This window comes from Paenibacillus xerothermodurans (assembly GCF_002220865.2).
Taxonomy (GTDB): Bacteria; Bacillota; Bacilli; order Paenibacillales; family NBRC-103111; genus Paenibacillus_S; species Paenibacillus_S xerothermodurans.
Genome location: NZ_NHRJ02000005.1, coordinates 133138 through 148314, shown reverse-complemented (window position 1 = coordinate 148314; position 15177 = coordinate 133138). Strand labels below are relative to the sequence as shown.

Genomic DNA, 15177 nt, shown 5'->3' with positions numbered 1-15177 from the left:
AGGCCAGATCAACTGCGTATAAATTGCACCCGGAAGGTCCGTTCACGCGGTCCATCGAATTCGCAGAAATAGATTCCCTGCCATCGGCCGAGCATCAGCTTTCCACCGGCTACCAGAACGGTGTGAGAAGAGCCCGTTGTTATCGCTTTAAGATGGGCGGCGGTGTTACCCTCCGCGTGCCGATACTGCGGATGCTTCCATGGATACACTTCGTCCAAGCGCATCAGCACATCCCGTTTCACATCCGGATCGGCATTCTCGTTGATCGTGATGCCTGCTGTGGTATGCGGCGAGTAGATGACGGCTAGACCGTCTTGGATAGCGTCCTGTTTTAGTAGACCAATGACTCTGTCGGTAATGTCGATCATTTCATCACGGTGCTGGGTTCGAAGATGCAGTGTATGTATCATGCAGAGGCCTCCTTTGTGTCGGCGGAAACGGTGTTAGCGCCCTTTCCGTTAACGTTATTATAATACAACGGACTCACCGCTACAAAAGATGGTACAATGAAACCAAGGGGCCTTTCACACTGATGTGTGTGTGAGACAAGGCAAGTCAAACGGAAAGGATGTGCGGGCATGAATTTAGCCGAGAACACGTTGGCAAACGCTGATTTTATGATTGAGGAGATTAAGAAAAAGCTGCGAATGGCTACAGGAAGTGCGCTGAAAGCCACCAAGTTGAACGATGAACAATATGAAGATTTGAAGGATATCTATGAGATGGTTGCCGGTAAAACGCAGTTTAGTATCAGCGAGATCGAAGCCATAACGACCGAGCTTGGGCGTTTGCGCAAAGCCTGATACCCGGCGGCACACTCACGCCGTCAAATAAAAGATCGTCCAACTGCACAGGGACAGTAAAACAAGCAATACAGGCCGCACCTCCGTACAATATACCGTAACTCATTCTTCTAAGGGTTATCAACCCGATGCTATATTGACGGAGGTGGACTTAATGCAAAGCGCAGTGAGCAAAAAAGATGTCCGCAAACTGATCGGCCAAACCATCTATGCTCAGAAGAAGGATGGCAGCATGGTGAGCGGCAAGCTGGTGCGGATTAGTGGTAACCGTCTGATTCTCGCTTCTGAAAAGGGCAAAAAGGTCAAAACTTCCGCTTTCATCCCGCTCGTACTGTTTGATTTGTTGGCTATAGGCACTGCACCTTATGCATACGGCTTCGGCGGCTATGGTGGCTATGGCGGCTATGGCGGCTACGGTGGCTATGGCGGCTACGGTGGCTTTTTCTGGTAGTCATCTGGTAGTGGTAGAAAAGTAACAAAATGTAAGCTCATTTGATCAGCCTTACGGCATCGGATGAGCTTTTTTTGCATGCACAAGCTGTTCACCGCATTACCGGACAGGGGTATCGTGGATTTCAGCTCACCAGACGCGCGTTGCCTATTCAGCGGAAATCGGTTTCCCAAGTTGATTTCAGCCAATCATAGACAGCTCGCACAGTGATATCCAGATTAGATAGGCCTTCCGTATTGACGTAAGCCTGTCCCTGTCTAAAATAGTCGGCGTGTCCGCCGATAAGCGGGAGATGAACGATTGTTCCGGGGGAGTCGGCTTTTGCTCGCCAGACCGGGATACCATACGCATTGCGGCGCCAGCCGCCCCAACTACCTAAGCGCGTAACCGGATCCGACAGCTTGCCATTCGCATTCACAGCAGCCGCATATAACGTGGACTTCCGCAGCCAGGCCGGGATCGGACATTTAGGTGAGCCGATCTGTACGATACGAGGCGGGTCGGACGGAGTGAACCAGCCTTCGCGAGTGAGGATGCTGGTGGCATGCAAGGCGGCTATACCGCCTCCGCTATGCCCGAGCAGCAGCGTTACGCCGCCCGGGCTTGTACCTCGCAGCGCATCTGCCGCACGGTTGCCGCCGATAGAGTGAAGCGGGCGGTGTCGTATCGGCCAGAGATCATGCCGCATCTCACGCAGCTGCGTAAATATACTGCGCGACCAATCGCCGTATGGCAGGAGCAGCTCGGAGCGCACCGCCCAGCCTGCCTGATGCAGCCGAACCTTCATCGCCTGGCCAAAACCTTCCATAAACAACGGATCAGTCGCTACGCCGGCCAATAGATACAAATTTATGGATTGTATGGGTATGTTCAATGGTGGGATCCTGCCTCTCGGATGCTTTTCTGGCACGGTTGTATAATTGTCAACGGGCAACTTTTTACCTTTCCTCCCCGTCAATGTATACTAGAATTGACAAAACAACAGGACAGGAAGGTAGTGCATTGTAATGAAGTTTCGTTTTTATCCCGCCGCGGCTTTGCTTCTAGCCGCAACAGTTGTATTATCTGCGACCGGATGCAACGATAACTCTGCGCGTGAAGAGAGCTCGGATCCTGCGGGCACGGGCAACCCAACCGCAGCGCCCAAAGATGATGGACCAACGAGCTCCAATAGCACGCTGCCCGGCGGCGCGGCCCAAGGTGGACAGGCGAGCGGCGATTCGTCTGACAGCTCCGCAGGGTCAACGACGCAGCCGCAATCGGATAAGTCAGGTGCCTCCCCAGCCGGCGCCGGGCAGCAAGGGAGCCAAGCACGTGCTGCCAGCCCCGGTGCTCCAGCCGGGCAATCCCCGTCGGCGAAGCCTGCACCAACCACGGACGAGGACAAAACTATTCAAGTAGTCGCCGACCCTTCAGCTACCTCCGTGTTGGTCAACAAGACTTATAAACTGCCGGACAACTACAAGCCGGACGATCTGGTGGAGCCTAACGTTTCTTTCATTTTCCAAGAAAAGTTGGAAAAACGCAAATTGCGCAAGGAGGCTGCGGACGCATTGGAGCAACTGTTTGCCGCGGCCAAAGAAGACAATTTACCTTTGTCCGGAGTGTCCGGCTACCGCTCGCGCGCGACCCAGAGCAGCTTATATTCGAACTACGTGAAAAAGGACGGCGCAGAGGCGGCTGATAAATACAGTGCAAAGCCAGGGCATAGCGAACACGAAACGGGCTTGGCCATCGATGTCGCCGGTGCGTCAGGAAAATGCGCCGCAACGGATTGCTTCTCTGACACCAAGGAGGCCAAATGGCTTGAACAACATGCAGCGGAACACGGTTTTATCGTGCGTTATCCCGAGGGGAAAGAGGCGATCACCGGCTACCAATATGAGTCGTGGCACCTGAGGTATGTCGGCAAGGAGATCGCTCAGGAGATCAGTAAGCGGAGCATCACACTCGATGAATATGTCGGACAGACGGTCCCGGTTGCGAAGCCTTGACCAGGCACACTGATGCCACAATATCATAAGGAGCGGGATGAATGGATTATACAGCTGACGATGTCGCTGAGTGGATGGTGAAGGAGATACGGTTCTCCGGTATACTCCACCAGAGTGATGCTGTGAAGCATATCGCCGATCACTTTGGAGAGTCGTTTATTTTCCTCAACGAGAACGGGAACCAGTCCATCTCCAAAGATGTAAAGAAAGCTTTCCGAAAGCTGCACGGGGGCAGGATCGCTTGGGACCGGGACGGTTTTTTTTGGGGCTGGACCTGACCAGCCAGGGGGGACGAGCTGCATCACACATTATGTTTTTCGGTATAGTTGAAGAAGACCTCCAAGCGGGCTTGGAGGTCTTTTTGGTCAGACGACAGTGCCAGTGGCATGAGTCGATTGTTGCGTCACTTCATCTAACGAGTCTTTCAGCTCGACGCCCGCGGGTAACACACCTGCGATCTGTTCGCGCAAATCATCATAGTGGTCCGATTCCTCCACAAGGATCGCCGCAATGCCGCGGTCCTCACGCGAACGGATCAGTCGGCCTACGCCTTGTCTGAGCCGCAGCAGCATATAAGGTAAATCCACCTCTTCGAACGGCCGGGTGGAGCCCCCACGCCTCGCCATAAATACCGGATCGTGCGGGGGGAACGGCAGCGACCAAATGATCAGATTGGACAGGGCGGGACCCGGCACGTCGAGGCCTTCCCACAAGCTCACGGCACAGAGCATGCTGAGCTCATCCTGCTGAAACCGCCCGATGAGATGACTAATCTCCTCATCCCCCTCGAACAAGAACCGCATGGAGCTGCACTCCGTGTACTCCGGGATTTCCTGCTTAAACCGCCGAAGCTCGTCTGCGGTCGGGAATAGGATCAAGGCTCTTCCTTCGGTATGCATCAGCAGCTGCACCGCGGCTTTCATTTTTTCTGTGAAAGTTCCGCGGTGCTTCCATTTGGGGGCAACAGCCTTCATTTGCTTTGGATAATCATATGGCGAAGCCACCGAGAACGACAAGAAGCTTTCTGTTCCCACGCTCGCCGCAATATACTCAAAGGAGCCGTCCACCGACAACGTCGCTGACGAGAAAACAATCGGCATTCTCAGAGAGAACACCCGGTCTTGCAGTACTTCCTTCACCGTACGCGGCATGACAACCAGTGTAAGGCCAGTGCCGCTTTCTGTAGCCCAACATATAAGCTTCTCGGAATGATCAAACAGGCTTAAGGCCCGCTGCATCATTTCCAGATGCTCCTCCACGATGCGCAGCTGATACTCGTTCAATGTGTAAAGCTCACTCTCGAACACCAGCTCTTCCTCTATAGCGGACAGCTGCTCGCGGAAGTGATGAACTTCGTCTAACAGCTGCTCGTTCAGCACGACCTGCTTTCGATCTGAGCCGGGGATATTCCGGCACTGGCCTTCCAATACATCGAACATGCGCTCGCTTTGTTCGATAGCCTCATCAATCAGCACCGCAAGTCTCTCTCGGATCTCTCCTTTAAGCAGCCGGGTGATCAATTCCTCGAACACGATGTGCTTCAGCCGGTAGGTCAATGCTTTCTGCGCGGCAGTCTCCAACAAATGCCCCTCATCAAATACGACGGCACAGTGCTCTGGCAGCAGTGGTAGTTGGCCTTCCCGTTTTCGTCCTTCGTACGTCCAGACATGTTCCATATAAAAATCGTGGGAGCAGATAATCAGATCAGCGGACTTACGGTAATGCTCGCGGGACAGGCTCTGACCGCAGCGATGCCGCATCTCACAGACGAAACAGTCCTGAAACGCGTCCCAGTTGATTTTCTCCCATTGTTCGTCGTTCAAACGGGGATAATTCTTGCGATCACCGTATGCGTGGAAGGACTGCAGCGTGCCGGGCGAATGCACAAAGCTGGGCAGGCTGCCATACAGTTCTTTGAATAAGGCGGCATCATCGTGCCCTAATCTCGCGTCATCCAGCTTCATGAGGCACACATACTGATCCGGCGACTTGGCCAGTCTGGCGTCTATCTCCATATCCAGGTACTTGCCCAGCTTGGCAATGTCACCTTCCGGCTTTACCAGCTGCTCGATCAACGATTCATCCGCACAGGCAATAATCGCCGGTTTCCCGGTATAGCGCGCGTAGCATATCGCATACAGCAAATAAACAAGCGTCTTGCCTGTACCGACGCCCGCTTCGGCGAAAATTGTTTGCTTCTCCGCAAACGCTCTTTCAAGCTGGAACGCCATATATATCTGCTCATCCCGCACTTCAAAGCCGGCTTCCGGCAATATATCGTAGAACACATCGGCTATCCATTCGCTCGCTTGTTGAATGAAAGGCTGTGAATGATCATATTCAAAAGGATAACGTGCCACAGTCGCATTGCCTCCATAATATTGCATTGTATTAACTCGTCATTTGCACTTCGTCAGTAACAAAGGATATCGTTGTTCAAGCATCGGCTTGAGCAGGCGACGTCGTCTGGCATGAGGCGCTGCACTGGTGCCGCTGAGTCCATGCCTTGGGCTTGGTTTTGGCGACGGGTGCAGGCTGCAGCCTTTGCCACCATTTTCGTTGCTGTTTCAGCTGCTGATATGCTCGCAAGCGCTGCATAACTAGTTTAGCCCGATTTTCCCCTTGGTACTTTCGACGTGATTCAGCAAAAACGTCAGATGATTCCATCCACATCTCCTATTGTCCTTTTGTGGGAACACTTGTTCCTATTATATGCCAAAAAGATAGGCTGATGCAATATACATGTCCGTGGGATTACAAACTCGTACGAGAGCAAATAAACGGCTGCCGAGCGCTGACCACACGGCTGCCGTGTCATTGTAAAAAATCCAAGGGGACGTCGGCTCTCACTGGGTGTGAAAAGGACGCAAAAATTGCTTGGGAACGCCCGTATCAAACCGCAGTAGCTCGCCTGTGGTCGGATGCTCAAACGACAGTACTTTGGCGTGCAGGCCGAGCCGGCCGATTACCTTCGTGCGTGATCCATACTTTTTGTCTCCGCTCACAGGATGGCCTATGTCCTCCATATGAACACGAATTTGATTTTTGCGTCCTGTCTCCAAATGGACCTCCAACAGCGAAAATGCTGAATTGGACTGCAGAACCTTGTAATGGGTAACCGCAAGCTGCCCGTCATTGGGATAGCGGCCGGAATACATTTTCAGTGTGCGGCTTTCTTTCAACCACGAGGTAACCGTGCCCGCTGGTTTCTGCACTTTACCGTCGACTAAGGCGATGTAGGACCGCTCTTTGACCGCGTCCTGCCAGGAATTTTGCAGAGCTTGCTGGATACGTTCGCTTTTCGCAAACATCATCACGCCGGAAGTGTCCCGGTCAAGCCGGTGAACTACGAAAATTCTGGCGTGCGGATTCGTCCTGCGAACATGGGTCATGAGCTGCCGGTAGGCGGTGACCTCATGCTCTTCCGGCCTGGCGGAAGCAATTGATAGCAAGCCGGATTCCTTTTTAATCACAATAATGTCATCGTCTTCATGCAGTATGGCCATGCCGAGAAGTGGGGCTTCTGCGACCGCGCGCTCCCTGTGTATGGCGACAATGTGTCCCGGCTCCAGCGGAAAATTATGCACAGTCACGGCTTTATCATTCACCGACACTTGGCCGCGGCTAAGCAGGCTTTTGACCGAGTTCCGGCCCATATTCGACAGCGTGGACAGCAAAAAAGGCAGCAGCTCCCCGGGCTCTTTCACCGTGTAGAGCTTCGGCTGTGCAGGAGATTGACCGCCATGTCGCGACGTCCTGGGCTTTTTCGCGGTGTTGGTGGATTTGCCGGAATGCTTTTTTGGTTTGTTCATAATAAGTCGATCGCTCCGATAGGGTGAATTTAATTGACCTTAACTATACCATGATAGGGGTGGGGCATCCAATGTGTAGCGGCTTCAAATAACATACATTGCTGTGAAGTGTCACAAGCCCACGCTTCTCCAGCCGGTCGCGTTGCATGCAGGCTTTCGCGGACCATATCGAAGCGTGGCGAATCGACGGCCGGCATCTTGTAAATTCCGGCGCGCCTCGGCTGCATATAACGCCACCATTTTACATACACTTCATAATGCCTGGTAAGATGAACTCATCTACATTTAACAATCGCTTTATACACAGTTAATCTGCCTTTCATCTTGGATAGGTAAACTTGAATTACTATAAAATGCTACGCTAAGAGGAGACGGAACCATGATTTTGTATCAAATGGCAAAACGTATGGAACGGCGCAAGGAGCTGCAGCGATCCATCGAGCAGTCAGGAGGCGGCTTGGAACATCTGCGCACGCAAAAAGAGCTCGTAGAAGAGCAGCTTATCACGCAGGCGAACCGGTGGTCGGAAGAAGGCTATGACGAATTTATGCTCGCGGCTCTGACGCCTGAGGTAGAAGGCACTCAATATTCTCACAGATGGCTGTGAAAAGGAAGTGGAACCCTTCAAGGATTCCATTTCTTTTTTTGTGTTCGCCGCCTTTTCCGTGTAGAATGAGGGGTGCATTGATTCTGCACGTAAAAGAGGTATTCACATGAACGTCGTATTATCCACATTGAACGCCAAATATATTCATACTTCCCTGGCACTGCGGTATTTGAAGGCATTTTGCGCTTCCGATTTCAATATACAGATTGCTGAATACACCATCAAAGATCCGGCGATGAATATTGTCTCGGATCTATTCCAGAAGCAGCCCGATATCGTCGGGTTTTCGTGTTATATATGGAATATCGAAGAGACGATCACCGTCATCAACATGCTGAAAAAGATCAATCCTGAGCTCATTATCGTTCTGGGCGGCCCGGAGGTGTCGTACGATACCGAATATTGGATGGAGCGGCTGCCAGAGGTGGATTACGTAGTAATGGGAGAGGGGGAGGAGACGTTTCACCACCTCTTGAAGGAACTGAGCGGCGGCCGTGCACTGTACAGCGTGTTCGGAGCCGCCTACCGCAAGGATGGCCGGGTGATCGTCAATCCGCCGCGGCCCAAGCTGAAGCTGGATGATATCCCTTCGCCCCACCGTTTTACCGAGGATGTGCCGACTTTGGCGAACCGCGTCGTGTATTTTGAGACAAGCCGCGGCTGTCCCTTCAGCTGTCAGTTCTGTCTGTCGTCGATCGAGGTCGGCGTGCGGTATTTCGATATGGAACGTACAAAAAGCGACCTGTTGTACCTCATCGATTCGGGCGCGAAGTTGATTAAATTCGTTGACCGGACCTTCAATATCAAGCGTGACTATGCGATGGGAATTTTCGAGTTTTTGATACGCAATCACCGTGGCTGTGTATTTCAGTTTGAGATCACGGCTGACATTATGCGCCCGGAGGTGCTGGATTATTTGGCCGAGCATGCGCCGCCCGGCGTGTTCCGCTTTGAAATTGGCGTGCAATCGACCAATGATGAAACGAATAATTTAGTCAAAAGGAGACAAAACTTCTCCAAACTAACTCGTTCCGTGCTGAAAGTGAAAGAGAGCGGGAAAATTGATCAGCATTTGGACTTGATAGCGGGCTTGCCTGAAGAGAACTACAACTCGTTCCGCAAAACGTTCAACGACGTGTTCCAGCTTGGTCCCGAAGAGCTGCAGCTGGGTTTCCTGAAAATGCTGCGCGGCACAGGCATGAGGGCGGACGCGGACAAGTATGGTTATATTTACATGGATCACGCCCCGTATGAAATACTGGGTAACGATATTTTGCCGTTCGCTGATCTGGTGCGGATCAAACGTGTGGAAGATGTACTGGAAAAATATTGGAATGCCCATCGTCTGGATCACACGGTCACCTACCTCATCCGCGAGGAATTTCCGTCCGCATTTGATTTCTTCCAGCAGTTTGGCGACTTCTGGGAGGCGCAGGGCTGGCAAAAAATCGGGCACCAGCTGGAAGATCTGTTCACGCGGCTGCTGGCATTTTTACGCCACCGCGGTACGCGCCGCTTGGACATAGTCGAGGGGCTGATGAAGCTGGATTATTTCCTGAATCATAAGTATAAGCCGAGAAAAATATGGTGGGATTTTAAGCTGGATAAGTCGCAGCAGTCGGAATACTTCACGCAACTCGCTGAACATCCGGAAGCGGTGTCCGACAGGTTCGCCGCTCTAGGGATGGGTGAAAAAGATTTGCATAAGCATGTGACTCTCGAGGTAGTGCCGTTTCGATTGGACCGCTATCTTGCCAGCGGGCAAGTGCTGGCCGACTCGCAACAGCTGCTGGTCGCATACTTCCCGCCGGATGGCTCCACAGGCGCTCAGCATTTCACACTGCCCCTACCGCCAGTAATGCCGGCGCAACGAAAATCCGTGAACTAACGCTACGCCCGGCAGCCTGCTCGAGCACGATCGCCAACTCGGCGCGGGACTACCACACGACTGCCTGAGCACCACTCGTAGCATGTCCGCCATGAACAGGGGCAGCGAGTGACCGCCAGGTGCCGCCGCCCGGCATCGGCATAGTCGCTCAGCGTGGCATTTTGCCGGATCGCCTTAAACGAACAAGCCTCCAACCGCCGACAGCTAACTGTCATTGCTTGGAGGCTGTTTTATTTTTGTACTGGAATCGCGGTTTTGCGCGCGTCTCTACTCCTTTGCTGCTCAGAATTGCAGTTGTTGGCACACTGACTCATCTCTTGGCTACTGCGATTAAATAAGGCGGATGATTGCTCTGATTCATAAACCTGTATTCCAGTACTTGAAAAAATTGTTGCGGCAGATTTTCCGCCCATTCCCGGACCGCACACGCTTCCGCTGCACCGCCTGGGTGGCCGGTGTAAAGCGCGATCGTAATGACCCCGTCTTTTCTCAGCAGCTGTGCGGCCTGCTCGAGCGCAGGGAGAGTCGATGCGGCTGTAGTGATCGTGCCGCTATCTTCGCCCGGCAAATATCCCAGATTGAACATCACAGCTCCCACAGTGCCTGCGGCGGACACAGGAAGCAGCTCGGACAGCCGCGCGTGGCTGGCTAACATCAGGCTGACGTGAGCTGAATCCATCCGCTCCTTGGCAAGGCGCATTTTCGTTTTTTCCAGCGCCCTTTCCTGGATGTCGAAGGCGTATACCGCCCCGTTCGGACCGACAAGTCCGGCCAAAAACGCTGTATCCACACCATTGCCCGCGGTGGCATCTACCACCGTCTCCCCTGCCGCCACACGCTCGGCGATTAATTTGTGTGCGAAGCTAAGTATCGATAAGAAACCCATTTGAGGCCTCCAGCTTGCAATCTAACTTCTCGTATTTTTTGCCCTGCCAACTATCACGCGCTCTTAGCTCAGCGTCAAACGCGTTGAGCACATCCCACTTTTTCAGGCTCCACATCGGTCCGATCAGCAGGTCCCGCGGCGCATCGCCGGTCAAGCGATGTACCACCATTGGAGGCGGCAGCATCTCCCATGTGTCCACAACGAGTTTTACATATTCATCCTTTTCCAAAAAACGCAAAAGGCCGGCTTCATACTGTTTCACCATCGGAGTTTTACGCATGAGATGCAGCAGATGAATTTTGATCCCTTGGACATCCATCGCAGCTACTGCGCGGCCGGTTGCGAGCATCATGTCGTGAGTTTCGCCGGGTAGACCGTAAATAATATGGGCGCATATGCGAATATTATGTTTACGCAGTTTAGCGACAGCTTCTTCAAAGCATTGCGTGTCATGAGCGCGGTTGATCATCTGTGACGTCGATTCATGAATGGTTTGCAGCCCCATTTCAACCCACAGATATGTCCTTTGGTTCAGCTCGGCCAAATATTCAATCACGTCATCCGGCAGGCAGTCCGGCCGTGTTGCGATGGACAAGCCGACCACACCCGGCTGCGCTAATATCACTTCATAATACTCCCGCAGCTGTTCGACCGGCGCATAGGTGTTTGTGTATGCCTGGAAATATCCTATATATTTTGCGTCAGGCCATTTCCTGTGCTGTAAATCCCGGATTTTGTTGAATTGTGTAACGAGATCATCGTGGCGGCTTCCTGCAAAATCACCTGAACCGCGCGCACTGCAAAAAGTACATCCCCCGGTGGCGACTGAGCCGTCCCGGTTAGGGCAAGTGAACCCGGCGTCCAGCATGACCTTAAAAACTTTGGTGCCGAACTGCCGGCGCATCTCCGTATTCCAGCTGTTAAATCTTTTATCTCCCCATGCGTCAGGACTCTGTGCTAGCTTGGCTGGCTTCATAATAACTCCTTTTTTATAGCAACGTAAATGTTCCCGCGGCGGCCCGTGACGGGCTGCCCCTATTCTACAGTAAAAACACCGGCGGTGCGAGTAGCAGCGGGTTTTGCGAACTTTTTCCTTGACAAAACCCTCCTCGGCGGCGAAAGGATATTTGCATCTTTAACCGACCATGCTATAACTGCAACAACAACCACTAAGCTGAGAAGGGAGATCACAACAAAATGACTAAGTTTCACAAAACGGTTCTGGCTTTGGCGCTGACCGCGTCTTTGGGATTCGCCGGCCAGGCTGACGCTCAGCCAGCGGCTAATGGCGCCCCGGCTCCTGCCCCGGCTCCTGGTACTGCCACCACTCCTTATCCGCCGGCTACCGGAATTGCGGGTACTCCTGGAGCTACTGTCGTAACTCCAAACACAAACTATGGAGCCGCAGACGTAGGCAACGGAAACAATGCCGGCGACGCTGGTGCAGCTGATGTAGGCGACCTGACCGACGGTGCCGGAGGAAACGATAATGGTGGCGGCCTGGGCGGCGATGACAACAATGTGTTGGACGGCCTGGATGCCAATGGCGGCAATGGCGGCAATGGCAATGGCGGTAACGGTGCTAACGGCGGCGGAGATATTAACGGTTACGGAGACAACTACGGTACTTACGATTACCGCGCGAACGCCGACGCTGACGCCGGGGATAACGGCACCGACTGGGGCTGGCTGGGTCTGCTCGGATTGTTGGGATTAGCCGGAATGCGTACGAGAAATCGCAACGACCAAGGAAATCGTTCATAAGCTAGACTGTAGCAGTGGGGTGCACATGCATGACTGATATCGCCATTCCGCGTGGGGACAACTTGCTGTCTAGTGGAGTTGACCGTGAAAGAAGCGATGGCCCTCGGCAGCGGCGTGAGCTTTGGGGCACAGCCGCTGCTTGCCGCTCAGGCACGGCGTAAGCTGCGCACGGCACTGGAGGAGCTGCTGATACCGGAAAGCCCGCGGGCGCAATTTGATATGTTGGACGCATAGATCTCCCGGAGGGGCGGTTATTCGCAGGCGGCTTGCGGTAGCCGCCTTTTCAATGTAGCCGATTCAGAGTATAATTCTCTCTGAACTGCTTACTATCTATTTTTTGGAGGAAACCTATGCGTTTGCGAGGCCGAAAAGGCATTAGAGAGGCGTTAGAGGCTCAGCCGGAGCTCATCGTGCTCAATCCCGCCGACTATAAAGGAAAATGGCACGAAGTTTTTGGTAACGATCGTCCGATCTATGTGGAACTGGGCATGGGTAAAGGGCGTTTCATCAGCCAACACAGTTTACTCAATCCCAACATTAATTACATAGGCGTTGATATGTACGACGAACTGCTCCGGCGTGCGGCGGAGAAAGCGATCGGTGCCCGGGAGGGGAGTGGGGTAACCTTAGCGAATCTGAAGCTGGCACTGTTCAACATCGAAAAGATCGAAGATATTTTCGCTGCCAATGAGCTGGAACGCATCTATCTGAATTTCAGCGATCCATGGCCTAAGAAAAGGCATGCTCGGCGGCGCTTAACCCATGCTAATTTTGTTCATAAATATATTGAGATTCTGAACGACCGCGGTGAGATTCATTTCAAGACCGATTCCCGCTCATTATTTGAGTTCTCCCTAAATTCTTTCGCGGACATGGGGCTGCGTATGCGCAATATCTCCTTGGATCTGCATGCGGAAGGTCTGCGGACGGACTTGGTGCTGACAGAGTACGAGTCGAAATTCTATGAGCGCGGAGTGAATATTCATCGTGTCGAGGTCATGATTGGGCGGCAGGCTTTAGAGGAGCATGTATGCCAGCTTGAGAAGCAGCGGGAACAGGCTCAGGTGCCGGATGCTAACGAGGAAGACGGCGCCTTAGCTGACGAAGAGGCATGAGCCGGCTGTCTGAGAACATCATATTCGTGGAACAAAAATAAAAAGCATGCAGAGAGCTCGGGACTCTGCATGCTTATTTTCGCGATGATAGCAGATGTATCATTGATTCAGAATTTCCATAATGGCTTGCGAACAGTCTGTCGGATTGTACGGACGGATTCGTTGGCGGGCTAGAAGCGCCCGACGTTTCCGTACCTCGGGATAGCGCTCAACCAACAGCCGAAGCCAATGATCGATGGTCGCCCCGGAAGTGATTTGCTCTCCCAGCCTATGTTGAATGAAATACTGCAGGTTTTCCTCCTCCTGGCCGGGAATAGGCTTATAAAATAGCATGGGGATCCCCTTCGCCAGACCTTCCGTGCACGTCATGCCGCCGGGCTTCGTGATCAACAGATCAGAGACGTCCATCCATTTGTCGATTTCGTTGGTAAATCCCATCAGCCGGATGTTTTCGTGTTGGAATCGTTTGTCCTCGGACAGAGTGGCGAACGCTTTTTCATTATTGCCCAGGCAGATGACCAGCTGGATCTTATCCCGCCATTCCGTGAAATATTTCATAAATTCTTCAGTGTTCATCATTCCCCAACCGCCGCCCATAATCAACACGGTAGGCATCGCTTTGAGCCCGAACCGTGTTCGCAGCTCGTCACGGTTATGCGGCTCCCAGAAATTCGGGTGAACTGGAATGCCCGTGACTCGAATCGCATCGGAGCGAATGCCGCGGCCCACCAGTTTTTCTTTTACGTCGGCTGTCGAAACGAGGTATTTATTCACCTCAGAGCTCAACCACGTGCCATGTGCATCGTAATCAGTGATCACCGTGCACAGGGGGACGTTCAAGCCCGCGCGTTTCAGCCGCGAAATGACTGCATTAGGGAAAGGATGAGTGCACACGATCGTGTCCGGACGAAGCTGATTGATGATTTCGGCAGTTTGTGCGTAAAAAATGCGATGCAAAGCTAACTGAGTAAAACGGTTCAAAGATTTCTTGTACTGCGACCGGTAGACCAACCCATATAGTTTGGGCTGAGTAGTGACGGTTTTGCGGAACGCTGTGAACACCCACCGGGCCAGCGTCGGATGGAGAAAGGAGCCGAGTTCCAGAACGCGTGTCTGGATATCGGGCGAGAGCATGCGAAGACCGATGGATAAAGCATGTGCGGCTTGCGTATGTCCAGCGCCAAAGCCTTCTGATAATAACAAGACCCTTTTTTTAGGCATATGCGTTTTCACCATACCTTGTTGACAAATGAGTTTACACAATTTAAACATTAAACATTTTATGTGCAAAAAGCAACTTGTTCAAAAAATGAGATAATTACGGTTTCGGCAGACGCAATTTCAGTTTACCAGCTATTTGTTAATAGAATATCAACACCCTTTTAAATCTTTTTTAATAAAGATATAATAGGCACTACATATGGTTATGATTGGATACAGGGGCATCGGGGTAAACAATAGTGTAAGTCCGAAATCACCCTGGGCACACCCATACTGTGGTGAATTGTGGCATTTGAGCACGCGCTTGAAATGCTGTATTATTAGTTGAGGAGTGCCAAGGCTGATCGCTCGCTGTAGGCGTAACAGGCCGCACAGGCAGCTTGCGCTGGAGCATGCCAGCAGAAAGTGGAAATCGGGTCGCCGCCAGACGAGCGGAAGGCCTAAAAACCATGAAAATCGGTGGAAATGACACAAATAAGCCGCATAGCGGTGGGTCTTACTAGAATTACACACAAATTCTACTGTAAATTAAAAGATGCGACACAATGAGGGCATCTTACGCTTTTGACAAAACGGAGTAAACAGTGGAAAATATACTCGCTACCCGCACAAATCCAAAAAAAACTACCGAAGTTT

Annotated in this window: 16 protein-coding genes; 9 read left to right on the top strand and 7 right to left on the bottom strand. The window is 52.3% G+C overall.

Annotated features, from left to right (window positions below; genetic code table 11):
• Window positions 1-8 precede the first annotated feature (8 nt).
• Window positions 9-410 (bottom strand): secondary thiamine-phosphate synthase enzyme YjbQ, encoded by a 402-nt coding sequence (locus CBW46_RS11585; RefSeq protein ID WP_089200166.1) that lies wholly within the window; start codon window positions 408-410, stop codon window positions 9-11.
• 168 nt (window positions 411-578) lie between these two features.
• On the opposite strand from CBW46_RS11585, the gene CBW46_RS11580 reads away from it, so the two are divergent.
• Both CBW46_RS11580 and CBW46_RS11575 read left to right on the top strand, forming a co-directional pair.
• Window positions 579-803 (top strand): DUF1128 domain-containing protein, encoded by a 225-nt coding sequence (locus CBW46_RS11580; RefSeq protein WP_089200165.1) that lies wholly within the window; start codon window positions 579-581, stop codon window positions 801-803.
• Window positions 804-957: 154 nt separating this feature from the next.
• On the top strand, window positions 958-1254 hold the full coding sequence (locus tag CBW46_RS11575) for a 50S ribosomal protein L33 (protein WP_089200164.1): 297 nt from the start codon (window positions 958-960) through the stop codon (window positions 1252-1254).
• Window positions 1255-1405: 151 nt separating this feature from the next.
• On the opposite strand, the gene CBW46_RS11570 is transcribed toward CBW46_RS11575, so the two are convergent.
• Window positions 1406-2128, bottom strand: a complete 723-nt coding sequence (locus CBW46_RS11570; protein WP_133253970.1) for a hypothetical protein — start codon at window positions 2126-2128, stop codon at window positions 1406-1408.
• A 133-nt stretch (window positions 2129-2261) separates the two neighbouring features.
• Here CBW46_RS11570 and CBW46_RS11565 point away from each other — a divergent pair, with 133 nt between their 5' ends.
• Both CBW46_RS11565 and CBW46_RS11560 read left to right on the top strand, forming a co-directional pair.
• A complete protein-coding gene (locus tag CBW46_RS11565; RefSeq protein WP_089200162.1) occupies window positions 2262-3248 on the top strand; it encodes a M15 family metallopeptidase in 987 nt (328 codons plus the stop codon).
• A gap of 41 nt (window positions 3249-3289) precedes the next feature.
• Window positions 3290-3526 (top strand): DUF6953 family protein, encoded by a 237-nt coding sequence (locus CBW46_RS11560; RefSeq protein ID WP_089200161.1) that lies wholly within the window; start codon window positions 3290-3292, stop codon window positions 3524-3526.
• Between the two features lie 87 nt (window positions 3527-3613).
• Here CBW46_RS11560 and CBW46_RS11555 read toward each other — a convergent pair whose 3' ends face one another.
• Both CBW46_RS11555 and CBW46_RS11545 read right to left on the bottom strand, forming a co-directional pair.
• Window positions 3614-5608 carry an ATP-dependent DNA helicase gene (locus CBW46_RS11555; RefSeq protein WP_089200160.1) on the bottom strand — a complete coding sequence of 665 codons (1995 nt, stop codon included), beginning with the start codon at window positions 5606-5608 and terminating at the stop codon, window positions 3614-3616.
• A gap of 486 nt (window positions 5609-6094) precedes the next feature.
• A complete protein-coding gene (locus CBW46_RS11545; RefSeq protein WP_089200158.1) occupies window positions 6095-7060 on the bottom strand; it encodes an RluA family pseudouridine synthase in 966 nt (321 codons plus the stop codon).
• Window positions 7061-7439: 379 nt separating this feature from the next.
• On the opposite strand from CBW46_RS11545, the gene CBW46_RS11540 reads away from it, so the two are divergent.
• Window positions 7440-7667, top strand: a complete 228-nt coding sequence (locus tag CBW46_RS11540; protein WP_089200157.1) for a hypothetical protein — start codon at window positions 7440-7442, stop codon at window positions 7665-7667.
• A gap of 106 nt (window positions 7668-7773) precedes the next feature.
• The gene (locus CBW46_RS11535) at window positions 7774-9555 is read left to right on the top strand and encodes a B12-binding domain-containing radical SAM protein (RefSeq protein ID WP_089200156.1); all 1782 of its coding nucleotides are present in this window, start codon (window positions 7774-7776) and stop codon (window positions 9553-9555) included.
• Between the two features lie 310 nt (window positions 9556-9865).
• Here CBW46_RS11535 and mnmM read toward each other — a convergent pair whose 3' ends face one another.
• Window positions 9866-10441, bottom strand: a complete 576-nt coding sequence (gene mnmM / locus CBW46_RS11530) for a tRNA 5-(aminomethyl)-2-thiouridylate-methyltransferase MnmM (protein ID WP_089200155.1) — start codon at window positions 10439-10441, stop codon at window positions 9866-9868.
• A complete protein-coding gene (gene mnmL / locus CBW46_RS11525; RefSeq protein ID WP_089200154.1) occupies window positions 10419-11417 on the bottom strand; it encodes a tRNA modification radical SAM protein MnmL/YtqA in 999 nt (332 codons plus the stop codon). The genes mnmM and mnmL overlap by 23 nt, the downstream gene beginning before the upstream one ends.
• 221 nt (window positions 11418-11638) lie before the next feature.
• Here mnmL and CBW46_RS21500 point away from each other — a divergent pair, with 221 nt between their 5' ends.
• The 3 genes from CBW46_RS21500 (at window position 11639) to trmB (ending at window position 13320) form a co-directional block, all read left to right on the top strand.
• Complete coding sequence (locus CBW46_RS21500; protein ID WP_089200153.1) at window positions 11639-12205, top strand: WGxxGxxG family protein; 567 nt, start codon at window positions 11639-11641, stop codon at window positions 12203-12205.
• Window positions 12206-12289: 84 nt separating this feature from the next.
• Window positions 12290-12439: a hypothetical protein gene (locus CBW46_RS11515; protein WP_243633276.1), complete on the top strand. Its 150-nt coding sequence runs from the start codon at window positions 12290-12292 to the stop codon at window positions 12437-12439.
• A 116-nt stretch (window positions 12440-12555) separates the two neighbouring features.
• The gene (gene trmB / locus CBW46_RS11510; protein WP_089200151.1) at window positions 12556-13320 is read left to right on the top strand and encodes a tRNA (guanosine(46)-N7)-methyltransferase TrmB; all 765 of its coding nucleotides are present in this window, start codon (window positions 12556-12558) and stop codon (window positions 13318-13320) included.
• A gap of 99 nt (window positions 13321-13419) precedes the next feature.
• Here the strand turns inward: trmB and CBW46_RS11505 are convergent, their stop codons facing one another.
• Entirely contained in the window at window positions 13420-14541 is a 1122-nt protein-coding gene (locus CBW46_RS11505) for an MGDG synthase family glycosyltransferase (RefSeq protein WP_089200150.1), read from the bottom strand.
• Between the last annotated feature and the right edge of the window lie 636 nt (window positions 14542-15177).